Source organism: Delftia lacustris, from assembly GCF_040267515.1.
Taxonomy (GTDB): Bacteria; Pseudomonadota; Gammaproteobacteria; order Burkholderiales; family Burkholderiaceae_C; genus Comamonas; species Comamonas tsuruhatensis.
Genome location: NZ_CP141274.1, coordinates 360,351 through 378,520 on the forward strand (window position 1 = coordinate 360,351; position 18,170 = coordinate 378,520).

Below are 18,170 nucleotides of genomic sequence, written 5' to 3' on the forward strand. Positions count from 1 at the left end.
AAGCCCCAGTGAAAAGGGCCTGCGGTGCGCAGGCCAGCGGTGCGCAGGCCAGCGGGCAAAGGCCAGCGGGCAAAGGCCGGCGGGCAAAGGCCCCGGGGCCGGCCCGTTGTTTCCAGCTCAATCAGCGGTGATCTTTCTTGTCTGGATGAGCTGCTTCCAGCGCTCCGACTCCTGGGCCTGGTAGCGCGTGAATTCCTCGGGCGTGTTGCCCACGATCTCCAGGCCCTGCTCCACGAAGCGCTTGCGGATGTCGGGCTGCTGCACGGAGGCGATGGCGGCCTTGGCCAGCTTGGCCTTCACATCGGCGGGCAGGCCCTTGGGTGCGGCCAGGCCTTGCCAGGAGTAGACCTCGGCGCCCTTGACGCCGGCCTCGGCCAGCGTGGGCACATCGGGCAGCACGGGCGAGCGCTGGCTGCCGGTCACGGCAATCGCATGCAGCTTGCCGCTGCGCAGATGGGGCAGCACGGCGTTGACGTTCTGGAACGAGAAGTCCACCTGGCCGCCGATCAGGTCGGTGATGGCCGGGGCGCCGCCCTTGTAGGGAACGTGCATGCCTTCGGTGCCGCTTTGCTGCCAGAACAGCTCGGCCGACAGATGGTCCGAGGAGCCGTTGCCCGAGCTCGCGAAACTGATCTTGCCGGGGTTGGCCTTGAGCGCGGCGATGACCTCGGCCACGGTGCGGGCCTTCTGCGCGGGGCTGGCCACGAGCACGTTGGGCGCCTGCACGGGGATGGTGATGTAGTCGAAGTCCTTGCCTGCGTCATAGGGCACGTTCTTGACCAGGTGCGGCGTGACCACGAAGGGGCCCAGCGAGGCCACCAGCAGGGTGTAGCCATCGGCCGGTGCGCGCTTGACGGCGCCTGCGCCGATGGTGCCCGTGGCGCCGGGGCGGTTTTCCACCACGAAGGGCTTGCCCAGCTGCTCGGCCATGCTCAGGGCCATGGCGCGCGCCACGGTGTCGGTGGAGCCTCCGGCCGGGAAGGGCACGATGATGTTGACGGCCTTGTCCGGAAAGCTGCCGGCCGCCTGCGCCGTGAGGGCCAGTGCGGCACCCAGCGCGATCAGAATCTTCTTCATGTTCTTGTCTCCTGGGGGGCGCAAGGGCCGGACTGGCCCCTGCGCCCGGTCTTGTGGCTTATTGGGGGCCGAGCTTGTCGATCAGGGCCTTGAGCTCTTCCAGCTCGGAGGGCTTGAGGTCCGTCAGCGGGGCGCGCACGGGGCCGGCGTCGTGGCCCACCAGCTTGGCGCCGGCCTTGATGATGCTCACGCCGTAGCCTTCGACGCGGTTGCGGATCTTCAGGTAGGGCATGAAGAATTCCTTGAGCAGCTTGTGCTGCGTGGCCATGTCGTCGGTGCGCACGGCTTCGTAGAACGCCATCGCCGTCCTGGGGATGAAGTTGAAGACGGCCGAGGAGTACACCGGCGTGCCCAGGGCCTTGTAGGCGGCCGCATAGACCTCGGCCGTGGGCAGGCCGCCCAGGTAGGCGAAGCGGTCGCCCATCGTCATGAAGATGGAGGACATGGTCTCGATGTTGCCCATGCCGTCCTTGAAGCCCACCAGGTTGGGGCAGCGCTCGGCCAGGATGGCCAGCGATTCGGGCGTGAAGCGGGTGCGGTCGCGGTTGTAGACGATGACGCCGAACTTCACGCTCTTGCAGACCTGCTCCACATGGGCGATCAGGCCTTCCTGGCCGGCTTCGGTCAGGTAGTGGGGCAGCAGCAGGACGCCGTGGGCGCCCAGGCGCTCGGCCTCCTGGGCGTGTGCGATGGCCGTGCGCGTGGGGCCGCCGGCGCCCGCGATGATGGGCACCTTGCCGCGGCAGGTGCCCACGGCGGTCTTGATGATCTGGCCGTATTCCTCGCCGTACAGCGAGAAGTACTCGCCCGTGCCGCCGGCCGCGAACAGCGCGCTGGCGCCGTAGGGGGCCAGCCATTCGAGGCGGGCCGCATAGCCCTTGGCATTGAAGTTGCCGTTGCTGTCGAAGTCCGTCACGGGGAAGGACAGCAGGCCGGAACTCATCACGTCTTTGAGGTCTTGGGGGGTCATGGTGCTCTCGGGAACAAGGATGGGGAAGAAAGAAAAAGGGGTGGAATCAGTCGAGCTTCAAACCGGCTGTCTGAACCACTTTTTGCCAGCGCTGGCGTTCGGTGGCCAGGAAGCGCGCGGTCTCGGCGGGGTTCATGGTCACGACCTCGGCGCCCTGGCCCGTGAGGCGGGCGCGCACCTCGGGCGAGCGGATGGCGGTGATCAGGGCCTCATGCAGGCGCTGGACCACGGCCTCGGGCGTCTTGGCCGGAACGACCACGCCTTGCCAGGTGCCGGTCTCGAAGCCGGGTACGCCCTGCTCGGCGATGGTGGGCACGTTGGCGGCCAGCGGCATGCGCGTGCCCTTGGACAGTCCCAGCAGCTTGAGCTTGCCGCTTTGCACATGGGGATAGGTGGCCAGCATGCCGTTCATCAGCACCTGGGTCTGGCCTGCCACCGTGTCCTGGATGGACTGCACGCCGCCCTTGTAGGGCACGTATTCCCAGCGGGCGCCCGTGGCGCGCGCCAGTTCCACGCCGGCCAGGTGCGGGGCGCTGCCCGTGGCGGTGACGGCAAAGCTCAGGTCTTCCTTCTTGGACAGGGCCACCAGCTCCTGCAGGTTGTTGGCCGGCACCGAAGGATGGACCACCAGCAGGTGGGGCGAGTAGGCCAGCATGGCCGCGCCGCGCAGGTCCCGGGACAGGTCGAAGGACAGCTTGGTGTAGAGCGAGGGCGAGATGGCCAGCGCACCCAGGTCGCACAGCATCAGCGTGTGGCCGTCGGGCTGGGCCTTGGCCACCATGTCGGCGCCCAGGTTGCCGTTGGCGCCAGGCTTGTTCTCGATGACCACGGGCTGCTTGAGTTCCGCCGACAGCAGCGGGCCGATGGCGCGCGCAATGATGTCCGAGCTGCCGCCCGGCGGGTAGGGCACCACCAGGCGCAGCGGCCGCGTGGGCCAGTTGCTCTGGGCCAGCGCACCGGCGCCGGTGGCCACGAGGGCGGTGGCGCCAGCGGCGCGCAGGAATTGCTTTCGGCTCAGGGTCATGCTCTTGTCTCCGGGTTTTGTGTTGTCAGTTGTCGTACAACTAGAGCGAATTTTCAACCGAGACATGCATGCCGTGATAAAGGGTTTTCCCTTGGTTGTCTGAATTCCTGTGCCGGCGCCAACGGTCCCGCAGGGCGCAGGGCGGTCCAGGATGCCCAGAAGGCGTCAGAAGGCGTCAGGCGGCGCTGGTCTTTTGCGCCAGGCGCAGGCGTTCGCGGCTGTTGGTCAGGTGGATGCGCATGGCCGCGCGGGCCGAGTCGGCGTCCTGGCGCTCGATGGCGGCGAGGATTTCCTCATGCTCGCGGTTGACGCGGCGCAGGTAGTCGGGGTCGCGCTGGGGCTGGTGGATGGAGGCGATGCGCGTGCGCGGAATCAGCTGGGCGCCGAAGTGGCGCAGGATGTCGCCGAAGTAGCGGTTGCCCGTGGCCTCGGCGATCTGGGTGTGGAAGGCCAGGTCATGGGCCACCGTGTCCTCGCCGCGCGCAAAGGCGATCTCGAAGGCCTGCAGCGCCGTGCGTATGCCCTGCAGCTGCTCGGGGCTGCGGCGCAGCGCGGCCAGGCCGGCGCTTTCGGTCTCCAGGCTGATGCGCAGCTCCAGCACGGCCATCACGTCCACGGCGGCCGTCAGCTCGTCGGCATTGAGCATCAGCGTGGACGCGGGCTGGGCGGCGCGCACGAAGGTGCCTATGCCATGGCGCGTCTCCACCAGGCCCGAGGCCTGCAGGCGCGACAGCGCCTCGCGCACCACGGTGCGGCTGACTTCGTAGGTCTGCACCAGCGACGATTCCGTGGGCAGCTTCTCGCCTTCGGCCAGCAGGCCGTTGCGGATCTTGCTCGCGAACTCGTCGAACAGCAGGGCGGCCAGATTGCGGCCGCTGCGACCGGACTTTCCTCGCAGGGGAAGCTCGATCGTTGGGGGTGATGCGGGAAATCCCTTTGCCGAACTTTCCATGGTGCTGATCATAATCGCTCCAAGTTGTACGACAACGTATCACAAGACGTCAACGCTTTCGCAGATTTTTCCGATTTTCCGACCCCGTCCGCAGTCCAGATGAGCACCTCCCAAGCGACCCACGCGATCCGCCACGTCCGCATCACGCCCATTGCCTTCCGTGATCCGCCGCTGCTCAATGCGGCCGGCATCCACGAGCCCTGGGCGCTGCGCTCCATCATCGAGATCGAGACGGCCTCGGGCCTGGTCGGCATCAACGAAAGCTACGGCGACCAGCCCATGCTCGATGCGCTGGCCAAGGCCGCGCCCGCGCTGGTGGGGCTGTCGCCCTGGGCGCTCAACGAGATGGAGGCCCGCGTCGCGGCCCTGGTGGCGCCGCCTGCGCTGACGGCGTCGGAGTTCCTGGGCCAGCAGGTGTCGCTGGCGCCGGGCACGCATGTGTCCAAGACCGTGGCCAAGGTGGTCAGCGCCTTCGAGGTCGCCATGCTGGACCTGCAGGGCCAGATGGCCGGGGCGCCCATCGTGGACCTGCTGGGCGGGGCGGCGCGCGACAGCGTGCCGTTCTCGGCTTACCTGTTCTACAAGTACGCCGAGCACATCGACAGGCCCTATGGGCCAGATTCTTCGCCCGACGCCTGGGGCGAGGCCCTGGCGCCGCAGCAGCTGGTGGAGCAGGCGCGGCGCATGATTGCGCAGTACGGCTTCCAGAGCATCAAGCTCAAGGCCGGCGCGCTGCCGCCCGGGCAGGAGGCGGCCGGCATCCTGGCGCTGGCCGATGCCTTTCCGGGCACGCCGCTGCGCATCGATCCCAATGGCAACTGGACGGTGGAGACCAGCCTGAAGATCGTGCAGCAGCTGCAGGGCGTGCTCGAGTACTACGAGGACCCGGCGCCCGGCCTGGACGGCATGGCGGCCGTGGCACGCGAGTGCGATGTGCCGCTGGCCACCAACATGGTGGTCACGGACTTTGCCGAGTTCCGCCGCAATGCCGAGATGGGCTGCCCCGTGAAGATCGTGCTCAGCGACCACCATTACTGGGGCGGGCTGCGCGCCACGCAGCGCCTGTCCACGCTGTGCCGCACCTTCGACCTGGGCCTGTCCATGCACAGCAATTCCCACCTGGGCATCAGCCTGGTGGCCATGACGCACCTGTGCGCCAGCGTGCCCCTGCTGACCTATGCCTGCGACACGCACTACCCCTGGCAGGACGAGGAAGTGGTCGAGGGCGGCCGGCTGCAGTTCGAGCAGGGCAGCCTGCGCGTGCCCACGGCGCCGGGCCTGGGTGTGCGGCTGGACCGCGAGGCCCTGGCCCGCCTGCACGACAACTACCTGCACTGCGGCATCCGCAACCGCGACGACCTGGGGCAGATGCGCAAGTACGACCCCGCGTTCACCGGCCACCAGCCGCGCTTCTGAACCCGCTTTCACACGATTCCAACGACGCATACCCGGAGACAAGCACCATGCAACGCCGCACACTCATCCAACATTCCCTCGCCAGCGCCCTGCTGCTGGGCACGGTCCTGGCCGCCATGCCCGCCGCCGCGCAGGGCAACTGGCCCACGGGCAAGCCCATCACCTACCTGGTGCCGTTCCCGCCTGGCGGCAATACCGATACGCTGGCACGCGTGATCGCCCAGCCGCTGAGCAAGGCCCTGGGCACGCCCGTGGTGATCGAGAACAAGGGCGGCGCGGGCGGCAGCGTGGGCTCGGCCATTGCGGCGCGCGCACCGGCCGATGGCTACACCATCCTGGGCGGCACCATCAGCTCGCACGCCATCAATGTGAGCCTGTACGCCAAGCTGGACTACGACCCGGTCAAGTCCTTCACGCCGGTGGCCATGCTGGGCTCGGGCCCGCTGGTGCTGGTGGTGCCGGCCTCCAGCCCCTACAGGACGCTGGCCGACGTGCTGGCCGCCAGCAAGGCCAAGGCAGCGGCGGGCGGCCTGACCTCGGCCTCGCCGGGCAGCGGCACCTCCAACCACATGGCGCTGGAGCTGCTGGGCTACCAGACGGGCGTGAAGTTCACCCACGTGCCCTACAAGGGCAGCGGCCCGGCCGTGCAGGACGTGATCGGCGGGCAGGTGGACATGATGTTCGACACCGCCCTGGTCGTCGGCCCCCATGTGCAGGCCGGCAAGCTGCGCCCCATCGCCGTGACCAGCTCCAAGCGCCTGGAATCCCTGCCCGATGTGCCCACCATTGCCGAGGCCGGCGAGAAGGGCTTCGACATGGGCTCCTGGCAGGCCGTGTTCGCGCCCGCAGGCACGCCGGGCCCCATCGTGGAGCGGCTGCATGCGGAGATCATGAAGATCGTCGCCACGCCCGAGGTGCAGGCGCGCCTGAAGAACTTCGGCATGCTGCCTTCGCAGATGACACCGGCCGAGCTGGGCGAGTTCCAGAAGGCCGAGGTGGTCAAGTGGGGGAAGGTGATCAAGGCTGCTGGAATTAAAGCAGAGTGACCCCCTGAGGCGCTTCGCGCCTTCCCCCTTCTCGCTTCGCGGAGGGGGACAACGCCTTCGGCTGGGCGCCCCCGCCGCGAGGCGGCTCTTGCTCGGCGTTCCTGAGTTGGGACGTGACGGTTGCGAGGGCCGCACTCCGATTGCGACAGGCCCCTAGAAAATTGAGACATTGCCATGAGTACCCCACTTCCTCTTTCCATCCGCATGCATCCGGCCGACAACGTGGCCATCGTGGCCAATGACGGGGGTTTGCCTGCGGGCACGGTGATGCCCGGGGGGCTGGTGCTGGTCGACAAGGTGCCGCAGGCGCACAAGGTGGCGCTGGTGGACATTGCCGAGGGCGGCGAGGTGCGCCGCTACAACGTGGTGATCGGCTATGCGCTGCAGGCCATTGCCGCGGGCAGCTGGGTGCATGAGCGGCTGCTGCGCATGCCGGGGGCGCTGTCTCTCGAGGGGTTGCCGATCGCCACGGTGCAGCCGCCCGAGCTGCCGCCGCTGACGGGCTACACCTTCGAGGGCTACCGCAATGCCGATGGCACGGTGGGCACGCGCAACATCCTGGCCATCACCACCACGGTGCAGTGCGTGGCCGGGGTGCTGGATTTCGCGGTGGGCCGCATCAAGGCCGAGCTGCTGCCGCGCTATCCGAATGTGGACGATGTGGTGGGCCTGGAGCACAGCTATGGCTGCGGCGTGGCCATCGATGCCGTGGGCGCCGAGATTCCGCAGCGCACGCTGCGCAACATCAGCCACAACCCGAATTTCGGCGGCGAGGTGATGGTGGTGAGCCTGGGCTGCGAGAAGCTGCAGCCCGAGCGGCTGCTGCCGCCGGGGTCCTTCCCCATCGTCGATGAGCGAGAGCCCGCGCTGGACGTGGTCTGCCTGCAGGACGAGGCGCATGTGGGCTTCATGTCCATGGTGGACTCCATCATGGGCAGCGCCAGGGTGCATCTGGAGCGGCTGAACGCGCGCCGGCGCGAGACCGTGCCGGCCAGCGCCCTGGTGGTGGGCGTGCAGTGCGGCGGCAGCGATGCGTTCAGCGGCGTCACGGCCAATCCGGCCGTGGGCTTTTGCACCGATTTGCTGGTGCGCGCAGGCGCCACCGTGATGTTCAGCGAGGTGACCGAGGTGCGCGACGGCATCGACCAGCTCACCTCGCGCGCCTCCAGCCCCGAGGTGGCCCAGGCCATGATCGAGGAGATGGCCTGGTACGACGCCTACCTGGACAAGGGCCGCGTGGACCGCAGCGCCAACACCACGCCGGGCAACAAGAAGGGCGGCCTGTCCAACATCGTCGAGAAGGCCATGGGCTCCATCATCAAGAGCGGCACGGCGCCCATCACCGGCGTGCTGTCGCCGGGCCAGCGTCTGGCCGACCGGGGCATCCAAAGCGGCCTGGTCTACGCGGCCACGCCGGCCAGCGACTTCATCTGCGGCACGCTGCAGCTGGCCGCCGGCATGAACCTGCATGTGTTCACCACGGGCCGGGGCACGCCCTACGGCCTGGCCCAGGTGCCCGTGATCAAGGTGGCCACGCGCAGTGACCTGGCGCGGCGCTGGCATGACCTGATGGATGTGAACGCGGGCCGCATCGCCGAGGGCCAGGCCAGCATCGAGGACGTGGGCTGGGAGATGTTCCGCCTGATGCTGGACGTGGCCAGCGGCCGCAGGAAGACCTGGGCCGAGCAGTGGAAGCTGCACAACGCCCTGGTGCTGTTCAATCCAGCGCCCGTGACCTGAGCCGCGCGCACAGGCCCCTGTCGGCACAGGCTGACAGGGCGCCGGTGCGCCGCTGCGCACAATGGGGGCCATGCCCTCAGATACCCCGGAAACTCCCCCCGCCTCGTCCTGGTCCGCACGCCTGGACCGGCTGCTGGAACTGAACCCGCTGCGCGCCATGTGGAACGCCGTGCAGCTGTGGCTGGACGCCGATGGCCTGCGCATGAGCGCCGCCATGTCCTTCTACGGCATCCTGAGCCTGGCGCCGCTGCTGCTGCTGCTGGTCGGCGTGCTGGGCTGGTGGGTGGACCGCAGCTATGTGGAGCACCAGCTCATCGACCAGGTGCAGGACGTGATCGGCGAGCGCGGCGCCCAGGTGGTGCGCGGCGCGCTGGAAAGCGCCCAGCGGCCCGACGAGGGGCGGCTGGCTTCGCTGTTCGGCTTCATCCTGCTGATGTCGGGCGCCACCGGTGTCTTCGTGGAGCTGCAGTCCGCGCTGGAAAGGCTCTGGACCTCCAACGGCGAGCCGCCGCCGCCCAAGGCCGTGTGGTGGCGCATGGCCGCGCTGCGGCTGCGCGGCCTGACCTATGTGCTGGCGCTGGGCTTCTTGCTGCTGGTGTCCATGGCCCTGTCCACGGCCATCCAGTTGATCACCAACTGGGCCGGCACCAAGCTGCAGATGCAGCCGCTGGGGCCGCTGGTCAGCCTGATCAACGAGTGCGTGTCCTTCGGCATCACCGTGCTGCTCTTCGTGGGGCTGATGCGCATAGGCGGCGGCCCCAAGCCCCGGCTGCGCTATCTGATCTTCGGTGCCATCATCGGCGCCCTGCTGTTCACGCTGGGCAAGCAGGCCCTGGCCTGGTACCTGGCCACGGCGGCCGTGGTCTCGGCCTATGGCGCGGCGGGCTCGCTGGTGGTGCTGCTGATGTGGATCTACTTTTCCTCGGCCATCCTGCTGCTGTCGGCCGCCACGGCCAAGGCCTTCAGCGATGCCGGCGTGCGCTTCACCCACCCCATCCGCTGGGCGCCGCCCGCCGAGGCGGCCAGCGCCGGGGACACTCCGGGCGGCACGGGCTGAGTTCCCGCATTTCGACGAAGATGAACGCCTGCGCCGCGGCCCGCAAAGCCGCGGCGCAGGCGTTTGGGCAATGGAACAATGCAGCAAAGTCCCCTGGCACCAAGGCCGGGGGCCAAGGACAAGATGGACCGATTGCAGACCATGCGGGTATTCCAGACCGTGGCCGACGAGGCCGGGTTTTCGGCGGCGGCGCGGCGCCTGGACATGTCCGTGCCCACGGTCACGCGCCTGGTGGCCGACCTGGAGCAGCACCTGGGCACGCGGCTGCTGCAGCGCACCACGCGAAGCGTCTCGCTGACCGAGGCTGGCGAGGCCTACCTGGAGCGCGTGCGCGGCATCCTGGCCGATGTGGAGGACGCCTTCAGCCTGGCCCAGGCGCACACGCTGGAGCTGTCTGGCGCCGTGCGCGTGCTCACGCCGCCCGTGTTCGCCGAGCATGTGCTGGCGCCGCTGGTGGCGGACTTCCACCGCCTGCATCCGCGCATCTGCATCGAGGTCTTCGTGGAGTCGGCCAGCGAGGCGGCCGTGGGCGAATACGACATCACCTTCGTCAATGCCGAGGAGGGCTACGACGGCAACGTGGTGGCCCGGCCCATCGTCACCACCTGCGGCCTGGCCTGCGCCGCGCCCGAGTACCTGGACGCCCATGGCGTGCCTGTCGTGCCCGAGGACCTGGCCGGCCACCAGTGCCTGCTGCGCCGGCGCATCCAGGGCCGCTCCGACATGCTGCGCATGCGCCGGCTCGACGGCAACGCGGGCGAGGTCGAGGTGGCCGTGCGCCCCGTGCTGGTGGCCAACCACACGGGCACGCTGCTGCGCGCCACGCTGGACGGCGCGGGCATCAGCACCCAGCCGCTGGACCTGATCGCGCGCCACCTGCGCTCGGGCCGGCTGCGCCATGTGCTGCCCGAATGGACCACGGGCCGATTCACGCTCTACGCCACCCTGCCCACGCGCAAGTTCATGCCGGCGCGCGTGCGCAGCTTCCTTGACTTCGTGGCCGAGCACACGCAGCGCTCCATGCAGGGCCTGCCCGAGAACCTGCCGGCGCTGTCCATCTAGCGTTCCCCGCTCCTGCCGGCCTGAGCCTGTCATCTAGGTTACTGCCGCAGCGGTGTGCGCCTCGGGGTTTCCCAGGTGAATTCCGCTGTGCGGAATCTTCGGGTTGATGGTGCACGGCACCGCCTCCTAAGCTGGTTCACAGCAAACAAGGAGGCAAGGCAATGCGAGAACAGACCCTGGTCCGGTGGCGGCCACCGGCGGCGGCAGGCGGGAGGCGGTGATGGACGTCTTCCTGCAGCAAGTGCTCAACGGACTGACCCTGGGCGGCATCTATGGCCTCGTGGCCCTGGGCCTGACCCTGGTCTACGGCATCCTGCACGTGCCCAACTTCGCGCACGGGGGCTTCTACATGATCGGCGCCTTCGTGGCCTTCCAGGCCATGGTGGCCTGGAGCTGGGGCTACTGGGCGGCCATGCTGGTGGCGGCGGTGGCGGTGGCGGTGCTGGGCATCGTCAGCGAGCGGCTGATCTTCCATCCGCTGCGCAAGGCCTCGCCCCTGCATCCCAAGATCGCCTCCATCGGCCTGCTGCTGTTTCTGGAAGCGGGCGCCCAGGCGCTGTGGGGCGCGGACTTCCAGCGCATGCCCACGCCCTATACCTCCATCGTCGAGATGGGCGGCATCACGGCGCCTGCGCAGCGCCTGCTGATCATAGTCGCGGCCTTTGCGCTGATGGTGGCGCTGCACCTGTTCCTGACGCGCACCACCACGGGCTCGACCATCATCGCCATGGCCCAGAACCGCGAGGGCGCATCGATGGTGGGCATCGATGCCAACCGCGTGTCCATGCTGACCTTTGCCATCTCGGGCGTGCTCGCGGCCGTGGCGGCCACGCTGTATGCGCCCATCAACCTGGTCTATCCGGCCATGGGTCACCTGGTCATCACCAAGGCCTTCGTGATCATCATCCTGGGCGGCATGGGCAGCATCCCGGGCGCCGTGCTGGGCGGGCTGATCATCGGCTTCGCCGAGAGCTTCGGCGCCTACTACATCTCCACCGACTACAAGGACATCATCGCCTTCGTGCTGCTGGTGGTGATCCTGTCGCTGCGCCCTCAGGGCCTGTTCGCCAAGAGGAGTCATTGAATGAACGGATTCATCGACTCCCGCATCGCCTGGGGCCTGCTGCTGGCCGCCGGCATCGCCTTTCCCTGGCTGGCGGGCAACGACTACCACCTCACGGTGATGAGCACGGCCTACATCTTCGCCATCGCCACGCTGGGCCTGAACCTGATCACGGGCTACACGGGCCAGCTCAATCTGGCGCATGCGGGCTTCATGGCCGCGGGCGCCTATACCGTGGGCATCCTCACGGTGGACCATGGCTGGCCGTTCTGGGGCGGGCTGGTGATGTCGGGCGTGGTGTGCGCGGTGCTGGGCTACCTGATCGGCATCGTCTCGCTGCGGCTCAAGGGCCACTACTTCTCCATCTTCACGCTGTGCGTGGGCTACATCATGTTCCTCGTCATCGAGAAGTGGGAGGGCCTGACCCACGGCACGGTGGGCATCATGGGCATCCCCGCGCCCGAGGCCCTGGGCGCGCTGAGCTTCGAGTCGCCGCTGGCGCTGTACTACCTGGTGCTGGCCTTCCTCGTGGCCTCGGTCTGGGTGATGCGGCGCATCGTCCGGTCGCTGCTGGGCCGCACCTTCGTGGCCATCCGCAACAGCGACGAGCTGGCCGAGGCCCTGGGCATCAACCTCATGCGCAACAAGGTGCTGGCCTTCATGCTGAGCGTGGTCTACGCGGGCGTGGCGGGCGGCCTGTATGCGGGCTTCGTGCGCTTCATCGGGCCGGACATGGCGGGCGTGCACCACACCTTCGACATGATGATCTTCGCCATGGTCGGCGGCATGGGCACGGTGCTGGGCCCGCTGCTGGGCGCCATCGGCATGCCCTGGATCACGCAGTACCTGCAGTTCCTGCAGGAGTACCGCTTCATCGTCTTCGGCCCCATTCTCGTGATGCTGGTGATCTTCATGCCCTACGGCGTGGTGGGCAGCGTCACCGCCTGGCGCGCGCGCCGCAATGCCAAGGAGGGCAAGCCGCATGCTCAAGATTGACCACCTGACCAAGCGGTTCGGCGGACTGGCCGCCGTGAGCGATGTCAGCACCGTGATCGAGGAAGGCCGCATCAACGCCATCATCGGCCCTAACGGCGCCGGCAAGACCACGTTCTTCAACCTGATCAGCTGCGTGCACAAGCCCACCTCGGGCACCATCACCTTCAATGGCCAGGACGTGACCTCGCTGCGCACCGACCAGGTGGCGAAACTGGGCGTGGCGCGCACCTTCCAGACCACGGCGCTGTTCGACCGCGCCACGGTGCTGGACAACCTCATCGTGGGCCACCGGCTGCGCACGCGCTCAGGGCTATGGGATGTGCTGCGCGGCTCCAGCCGCCTGCGCGAGGAAGAGCGCGTGTGCCGCGAAAAGGCACGCGACGCGCTGGACTTCGTGGGCCTGTCGCATGTGGCCGGCCGCATCGCGGGCGACATCACGCAGGAGGAGCGCAAGCGCGTGGCCTTCGCGCTGGCCCTGGCCACCGACCCCAAGCTGATGCTGCTCGACGAGCCCGCCGGCGGCGTCAACCCCGAGGAGACCGAGGGCCTGGCCGAGCTGATCCGCAAGCTGGTGCGCCACGGCATCACGGTGGCGCTGATCGAGCACAAGATGGGCATGATCATGAGCCTGGCCGACAAGATCCTGGTGCTCAGCTACGGCGAGAAGATCGCCGAGGGCACGCCCGAGGAGATACGCCGCAACCCCGCCGTCATCGATGCCTACCTGGGGAGCGAGCATGCTGAAGTTTGAGAACGTGTCGCTGCGCTACGGCAGCTTCCTGGCGCTGGACGGCGTGAGCCTGCATGCCGACCGGGGCGAGCTGGTGGTGCTGCTGGGCGCCAACGGCGCAGGCAAGAGTTCGCTGTTCCTCACGGCCAGCGGCATCCACAAGGCTGCGGGCGGCTCCATCGTCTGGAATGGCAAGGAGCTGGCCGGCAGCAAGCCATCGGCCATCGTGCAGTCCGGCGTGGTGCAGTGCCCCGAGGGGCGCAAGCTGTTTCCCCAGATGTCGGTGCTGCGCAACCTGCAACTGGGCGCCTACGTGCACCGCCGCGACCCCGGCCCCAGCCAGAAGACGCTGCAGGAGGTGATGGAGCTGTTTCCCATCCTGCGCGAGAAGCAGCACGACCCGGCCGGCTCGCTGTCGGGCGGCCAGCAGCAGATGGTGGCCATCGGCCGCGCCATGATGGGCCGACCCCAGGCCCTGCTGCTGGACGAGCCCTCGCTGGGCCTGGCGCCCCTGGTCATCAAGCAGATGTTCGAGGCCATACAGCGCATCAACGCGGCCGGCACCACCGTGCTGCTGGCCGAGCAGAACGCCTATGCGGCGCTGAAGATCGCGCACCGCGCCTATGTGATGGAAAGCGGCCGCATCGTGCGCGAGGGCAGGCCCGCCGAATTGCTGGCCGACGACTCCATCCGAAAAGCCTACATCGGCGCATGACGCCGCCTCTTGCCTCTACCCAAGCCACCACCACCAACGATCCAAGGAGACAGACATGACAGCATTCGCACCATTGACCCGCCGCAGGGTGGGCACGCTGGCCCTGGCCTGCGCCGCCGTGGCCGCCGCCGGCCCTGCGCTGGCCCAGGAAGTCGTCAAGATCGGCTACTCCGGCCCGCTGTCGGGCGGCGCTGCCCAGTACGGCAAGAACGTGCTCGACGGCATGCAGATGGCCGTCTCCGAGATCAATGCCGCAGCGCCCGAGATCGGTGGCAAGAAGGTCAAGATCGAGATCGTTCCGCTGGACGACAAGTACAACCCGTCCGAGACCGCGATCAACGCCCAGCGCCTGGTGCAGCAGCACAAGACGGCGGCCATCCTGGTGCCGCATTCGGGCGGCATCTTCGCGCTGCAGACCACCAACGAGCGCAGCAACTTCATCGTGCTGGCCTACAGCTCGGTGCCGCAGATCACCAACCGGGGCAACAAGCTGACCCTGCGCATCCCGCCCGAGTTCACCTCGTACATCGACCCGTTCTCCAAGTACGTGATGGGCCGCTTCGGCAAGAAGGTGGCCCTGGTGGGCGCCGACCACGACTACGCCAAGGCCTGGGTCGCTGCCTTCAAGCCCGGCTGGGAAAAGCTGGGCGGCACCGTGGTGGCCGAGAACGCCATGAGCTACAACCGCGCCACCGATTTCTACAGCGGCGTGAGCAAGGCCCTGGCCGAAAAGCCCGATGTGCTCTTCGTGGGCGGAGCCTCCGAGCCCACGGCCCTGGTCGTCAAGCAGGCGCGCGAGCTGGGTTTCAAGGGCGGCTTCGTGGTCATGGACCAGGCCAAGCTCGACGAAATGGCCCGCGTGGTCGGCGGCTATGCGCCGCTGGAAGGCGCCATCGGCGTCATGCCCGTCTCCGAGGACACCAAGCCCGAGAACAAGGCCTTCGTCGAACGCTTCGGCAAGGTCTACCCGGGCCGCATCCCGGGCTCGGAGGCGCAGTGGAACTACACGGCCGTGCACGCCACCGTCAAGGCCATGCAGCTGGCCGGCTCTGCCTCGGACACCAAGGCCATCCACGCCAAGCTCGACGAGGCCTACAAATCCCTGCGCCCCGACGTGAACCCCGGCGGCGTCAAGGGCGTGGATGAGCGCGGCGGCACGTTGACCACGGAACGCGGCGCCGCTGTGCGCGACGGCAAGATTGAGGCGGTGATGACGGTGGGGAGCAGGTAAAGCTATTGAGCGCGGCCGTGCCTTCGTGTCCGGCCGCGCCTCAGAGGCTGCGCTTGAGGCGCCCGGATTCGATGTCCGCACGCAGCAGTTCGTTGACGCGTGTTTGCCAGCCCTGGCCGGTGGCCTTGAGCGCTTGCAGTACGTCGGGGTCGAAGCGAATGTTGGTGGCGATCTTGGCATCTGCCTTGACCGAGCCTTGCGGGCGGCCCCGTTTGCGCGCGGCAATCTGCTCGGGCGTGTGCACGGCGGCAAACTGGCCTGCCTTGGCCTCTTGCAGCGCCTGACGCAGGCCGGGAACCGCCTCGCCCGCGTCGGCCTCGATGGCCTGGGCCAGCTTTTCCGTGTCCATGGCCTGCAGGGCCTTCAGGGACTTCACCATGGTCAACTCCTTCGGATGTCCTTGGGTAGGAGTTTGTTTGCTCGGCCTTGGCATACAAAGGCTTTTATTGAAACAAAAAGGAGCGCCTCGGCGCTCCTCTGTGGTCAGCGCGATGCGCCTTACAACAAGCTCGCTCCACCATCCAGCACCAACGCCTGCCCCGTCATGTGCCGAGACGCATCGGACGCCAGGTAGACCACGGCGCCCTTGAGGTCCTCCTCGCCGCCGATGCGGCGCAGCGGGGCGCGGGCGATGAGCTGGTCGCCGAGCTTGTCGATGAGGCCGTTGGCCAGCTTGCTGGGGAAAAAGCCCGGGCAGATGGAGTTGACGCGGATGCCGTAGTGGCCCCATTCCGAGGCCAGGGTGCGCGCCAGGTGCACGGCGGCCGCCTTGGAGGTGTTGTAGGCCACGGTGTTCATGCCGGGCGGCGTGCCCTTGAAGGCCGCGACCGAGGCCGTGATGATCACGTTGCCCCGGCCCTTGGGGATCATCACGCGCCTGGCCACTTCGCGGGTGAGGAAGAAGGGCGCGGAGACGTTGAGGTTCATGACCTTGTTCCAGGCCTCGTCCGGGTATTCCTCGGCCTTGGCGCCCCAGGTGGCGCCCGCGTTGTTGACGAGGATGTCGATGTCGCCGCAGCGCGCCAGCACGTCCTCGACCAGGGCGGGGATGGTGTCGAACTTCTGCAGGTCGTTGGTGAAGGTCTCGACCTGGTAGCCAAGGCCCTGCAGGTGGGCCTTGGCTTCGGCCAGCTCGTCGGACTTGCGCGCCGTGATGGCGAGCCGGGCGCCCATCTCGCCCAGCGCCTCGGCCATCTGCAGGCCCAGGCCGCGCGAGCCTCCGGTGATCAGGGCGGTCTTGCCCGTGAGGTCGAACAATGCTTTCACGCTCATGCTGTATGTCTCCTGGCTTGGGTTTCTGGTGGTTGAGCAACACCTGCATGCTAGGGCGCCGGCACCGTGCACGCTGTCGTCTTGGCTACTTTGCCGTGCTGAGCGGTACCGCGCGGGCACCTGCGGGACAGGCGTTCAGGCCCTGTCGATGTCCTGCTGCAGCCGCCGCACCATGCGCTGCAGCGCGGGCACGCCGTCCTGGCGCAGCGCGTCGGCCGTGACGAAGCGCGAGGGCCCGCCCAGGCTGACGGCCATCAGCGGCAGGCCGCGCCCCGGCGAGAAGGCCAGGGCGATGGCGTTGACCTCGGGCTGCCAGTCGCCGAACGAACGCGACAGCCAGGGCTGGGGCTGGTTGCCTGCCTCCGGCCACAGCGGCAGCTGGGCCTGTGCGGCGGCCCATTGCTCGGGCGCGTGAGACTGCAGATAGTCCAGCGCGCGCTGGCGCTCGGACGCGGGGCTGGCGGCCAGCCAGGCACGGCCCACGGCCGTGGTGGCCAGGGGAATGCGCGAGCCCATGTCCAGGTCGCGGTGCATGAAGCGCGCGCTGGGGCAGTGCTCGATGTAGACCATGTTGTGCCGGTCGCGCGTGGCCAGGGCCACCTCGGCATCGGTGGCGGCCGCCAGCTTGCGCATCAGCGGGCGCGCGATCTGGCGCACGTCCAGGCGCGAGAGCATGGCGCTGCCCAGCGCCAGCGTGGCCGTGCCCAGGCGGTATTTGCCCTCTTCGGGCACATGGATGAGGTAACCCAGCGTGGTCAGCGTGTGCGTCAGGCGCGAGACCGTGGACTTGGGCAGTCCGCAGCGCCTGGCGATGTCCTGGTTGCCCAGCAGCTTCTCGCCGGAGCGAAAGCACGACAGCACGTCCAGCCCGCGCGCCAGTGCGACGATGAAGTTGCGGTCTTCGTCGCCTGGCGGGGCTGAAGGAAGGGAGGAGGGCGGCATGCGCCGATTATCGGCAGCCGCCCCGCCACGGGGTGTCGTGGGCTTTACTTCTCGACGAAGGCGCGCTCGACCACGAAGTCGCCGGGCGTGGTGGTGTTGCCTTCCTTGAAGCCGCGGTGCTCCAGCAGCTCCTTGAGTTCGTTCAGCATGGCGGGGCTGCCGCACAGCATGACGCGGTCGGTCTCGGGGTTGAGCTCGGGCAGGCCGATGTTCTGCGGGAAGGTTCCGGCCGTGATCTGGTTGGAGATGCGGCCCTGGTTGCGGAAGGGCTCGCGCGTCACCGTGGGGTAGTAGATGAGCTTGTCCTTGACGATCTCGCCGAGGAATTCGTGCTCGGGCAGTTCCTTCTCGAACAGCTCCTGGTAGGCCAGCTCGTTGGCATGGCGCACGCCGTGCACCACGACCACCTTCTCGTAGCGCTCGTAGGTCTCGGGGTCGCGCGCCACGGCCAGCCAGGGGGCCAGGCCCGTGCCGGTGCCGATCAGGTACAGGTTCTTGCCGGGCAGCAGGTAGTCGATCAGCAGCGTGCCCGTGGGCTTCTTGCCGACGATGATGGTGTCGCCCACCTTGATGTTCTGCAGGCGCGAGGTCAGCGGGCCGTCGGGCACCTTGATGGACAGGAACTCCAGGTGCTCCTCGTAATTGGGGCTGGCAATGGAGTAGGCGCGCAGCAGGTTCTTGCCGTCGACCTTCAGGCCGATCATCGTGAAATGGCCGTTGGAAAAGCGCAGCGCAGTGTCACGGGTGGTGGTGAAGGAGAAAAGGCGGTCGGTCCAGTGGTGGACGGACAGCACGCGTTCTTCAAGAAAAGCACTCATGTTGGCAATACGGTGAATTCGGGGCGGACAGTGCCCGCCGGGACGTTGCAATGAGAGGT

18 protein-coding genes are annotated in these 18,170 nt (G+C 68.0%); 10 read left to right on the forward strand and 8 right to left on the reverse strand.

What is annotated here, in order from left to right:
* Positions 1 to 117: 117 nt before the first annotated feature.
* From U6958_RS03080 to U6958_RS03095, 4 genes are all read right to left on the reverse strand, one after another.
* Positions 118 to 1,077, reverse strand: coding sequence for a tripartite tricarboxylate transporter substrate binding protein (locus U6958_RS03080; RefSeq protein ID WP_074921238.1), 960 nt, complete (start codon positions 1,075 to 1,077; stop codon positions 118 to 120).
* Between the two features lie 58 nt (positions 1,078 to 1,135).
* Entirely contained in the window at positions 1,136 to 2,047 is a 912-nt protein-coding gene (gene kdgD, locus U6958_RS03085) for a 5-dehydro-4-deoxyglucarate dehydratase (RefSeq protein WP_016452153.1), read from the reverse strand.
* 46 nt (positions 2,048 to 2,093) lie between these two features.
* Entirely contained in the window at positions 2,094 to 3,071 is a 978-nt protein-coding gene (locus U6958_RS03090) for a tripartite tricarboxylate transporter substrate binding protein (RefSeq protein WP_070080798.1), read from the reverse strand.
* Between the two features lie 175 nt (positions 3,072 to 3,246).
* Complete coding sequence (locus U6958_RS03095; protein ID WP_034366548.1) at positions 3,247 to 4,035, reverse strand: FadR/GntR family transcriptional regulator; 789 nt, start codon at positions 4,033 to 4,035, stop codon at positions 3,247 to 3,249.
* An 87-nt stretch (positions 4,036 to 4,122) separates the two neighbouring features.
* On the opposite strand from U6958_RS03095, the gene U6958_RS03100 reads away from it, so the two are divergent.
* The 10 genes from U6958_RS03100 (at position 4,123) to U6958_RS03145 (ending at position 15,079) form a co-directional block, all read left to right on the forward strand.
* Positions 4,123 to 5,439 carry a glucarate dehydratase family protein gene (locus U6958_RS03100; RefSeq protein ID WP_074921239.1) on the forward strand — a complete coding sequence of 439 codons (1,317 nt, stop codon included), beginning with the start codon at positions 4,123 to 4,125 and terminating at the stop codon, positions 5,437 to 5,439.
* A gap of 47 nt (positions 5,440 to 5,486) precedes the next feature.
* Positions 5,487 to 6,485, forward strand: a complete 999-nt coding sequence (locus U6958_RS03105) for a tripartite tricarboxylate transporter substrate binding protein (RefSeq protein WP_074921240.1) — start codon at positions 5,487 to 5,489, stop codon at positions 6,483 to 6,485.
* Positions 6,486 to 6,659: 174 nt separating this feature from the next.
* Entirely contained in the window at positions 6,660 to 8,225 is a 1,566-nt protein-coding gene (garD, locus tag U6958_RS03110; protein WP_047474984.1) for a galactarate dehydratase, read from the forward strand.
* A gap of 70 nt (positions 8,226 to 8,295) precedes the next feature.
* Positions 8,296 to 9,282, forward strand: a complete 987-nt coding sequence (locus tag U6958_RS03115) for a YihY/virulence factor BrkB family protein (protein WP_034366599.1) — start codon at positions 8,296 to 8,298, stop codon at positions 9,280 to 9,282.
* Positions 9,283 to 9,405: 123 nt separating this feature from the next.
* Positions 9,406 to 10,344 (forward strand): LysR family transcriptional regulator, encoded by a 939-nt coding sequence (locus U6958_RS03120; protein ID WP_016448675.1) that lies wholly within the window; start codon positions 9,406 to 9,408, stop codon positions 10,342 to 10,344.
* Positions 10,345 to 10,564: 220 nt separating this feature from the next.
* Positions 10,565 to 11,428: a branched-chain amino acid ABC transporter permease gene (locus tag U6958_RS03125; protein WP_016448674.1), complete on the forward strand. Its 864-nt coding sequence runs from the start codon at positions 10,565 to 10,567 to the stop codon at positions 11,426 to 11,428.
* Positions 11,429 to 12,403: a branched-chain amino acid ABC transporter permease gene (locus tag U6958_RS03130; RefSeq protein ID WP_047474980.1), complete on the forward strand. Its 975-nt coding sequence runs from the start codon at positions 11,429 to 11,431 to the stop codon at positions 12,401 to 12,403.
* Entirely contained in the window at positions 12,390 to 13,154 is a 765-nt protein-coding gene (locus U6958_RS03135) for an ABC transporter ATP-binding protein (protein ID WP_016452146.1), read from the forward strand. The genes U6958_RS03130 and U6958_RS03135 overlap by 14 nt, the downstream gene beginning before the upstream one ends.
* Positions 13,141 to 13,848: an ABC transporter ATP-binding protein gene (locus U6958_RS03140; protein WP_013800138.1), complete on the forward strand. Its 708-nt coding sequence runs from the start codon at positions 13,141 to 13,143 to the stop codon at positions 13,846 to 13,848. The genes U6958_RS03135 and U6958_RS03140 overlap by 14 nt, the downstream gene beginning before the upstream one ends.
* Before the next feature lie 55 nt (positions 13,849 to 13,903).
* A complete protein-coding gene (locus tag U6958_RS03145) occupies positions 13,904 to 15,079 on the forward strand; it encodes an ABC transporter substrate-binding protein (protein WP_012202203.1) in 1,176 nt (391 codons plus the stop codon).
* A gap of 40 nt (positions 15,080 to 15,119) precedes the next feature.
* Here the strand turns inward: U6958_RS03145 and U6958_RS03150 are convergent, their stop codons facing one another.
* The 4 genes from U6958_RS03150 to U6958_RS03165 form a co-directional block, all read right to left on the reverse strand.
* Entirely contained in the window at positions 15,120 to 15,458 is a 339-nt protein-coding gene (locus U6958_RS03150) for a BrnA antitoxin family protein (RefSeq protein ID WP_052155364.1), read from the reverse strand.
* A gap of 119 nt (positions 15,459 to 15,577) precedes the next feature.
* Positions 15,578 to 16,351, reverse strand: coding sequence for an SDR family oxidoreductase (locus U6958_RS03155; protein ID WP_016448669.1), 774 nt, complete (start codon positions 16,349 to 16,351; stop codon positions 15,578 to 15,580).
* A gap of 135 nt (positions 16,352 to 16,486) precedes the next feature.
* Complete coding sequence (locus tag U6958_RS03160; RefSeq protein ID WP_016448668.1) at positions 16,487 to 17,293, reverse strand: IclR family transcriptional regulator; 807 nt, start codon at positions 17,291 to 17,293, stop codon at positions 16,487 to 16,489.
* 44 nt (positions 17,294 to 17,337) lie between these two features.
* The gene (locus U6958_RS03165; protein WP_016448667.1) at positions 17,338 to 18,111 is read right to left on the reverse strand and encodes a ferredoxin--NADP reductase; all 774 of its coding nucleotides are present in this window, start codon (positions 18,109 to 18,111) and stop codon (positions 17,338 to 17,340) included.
* Positions 18,112 to 18,170 lie beyond the last annotated feature (59 nt).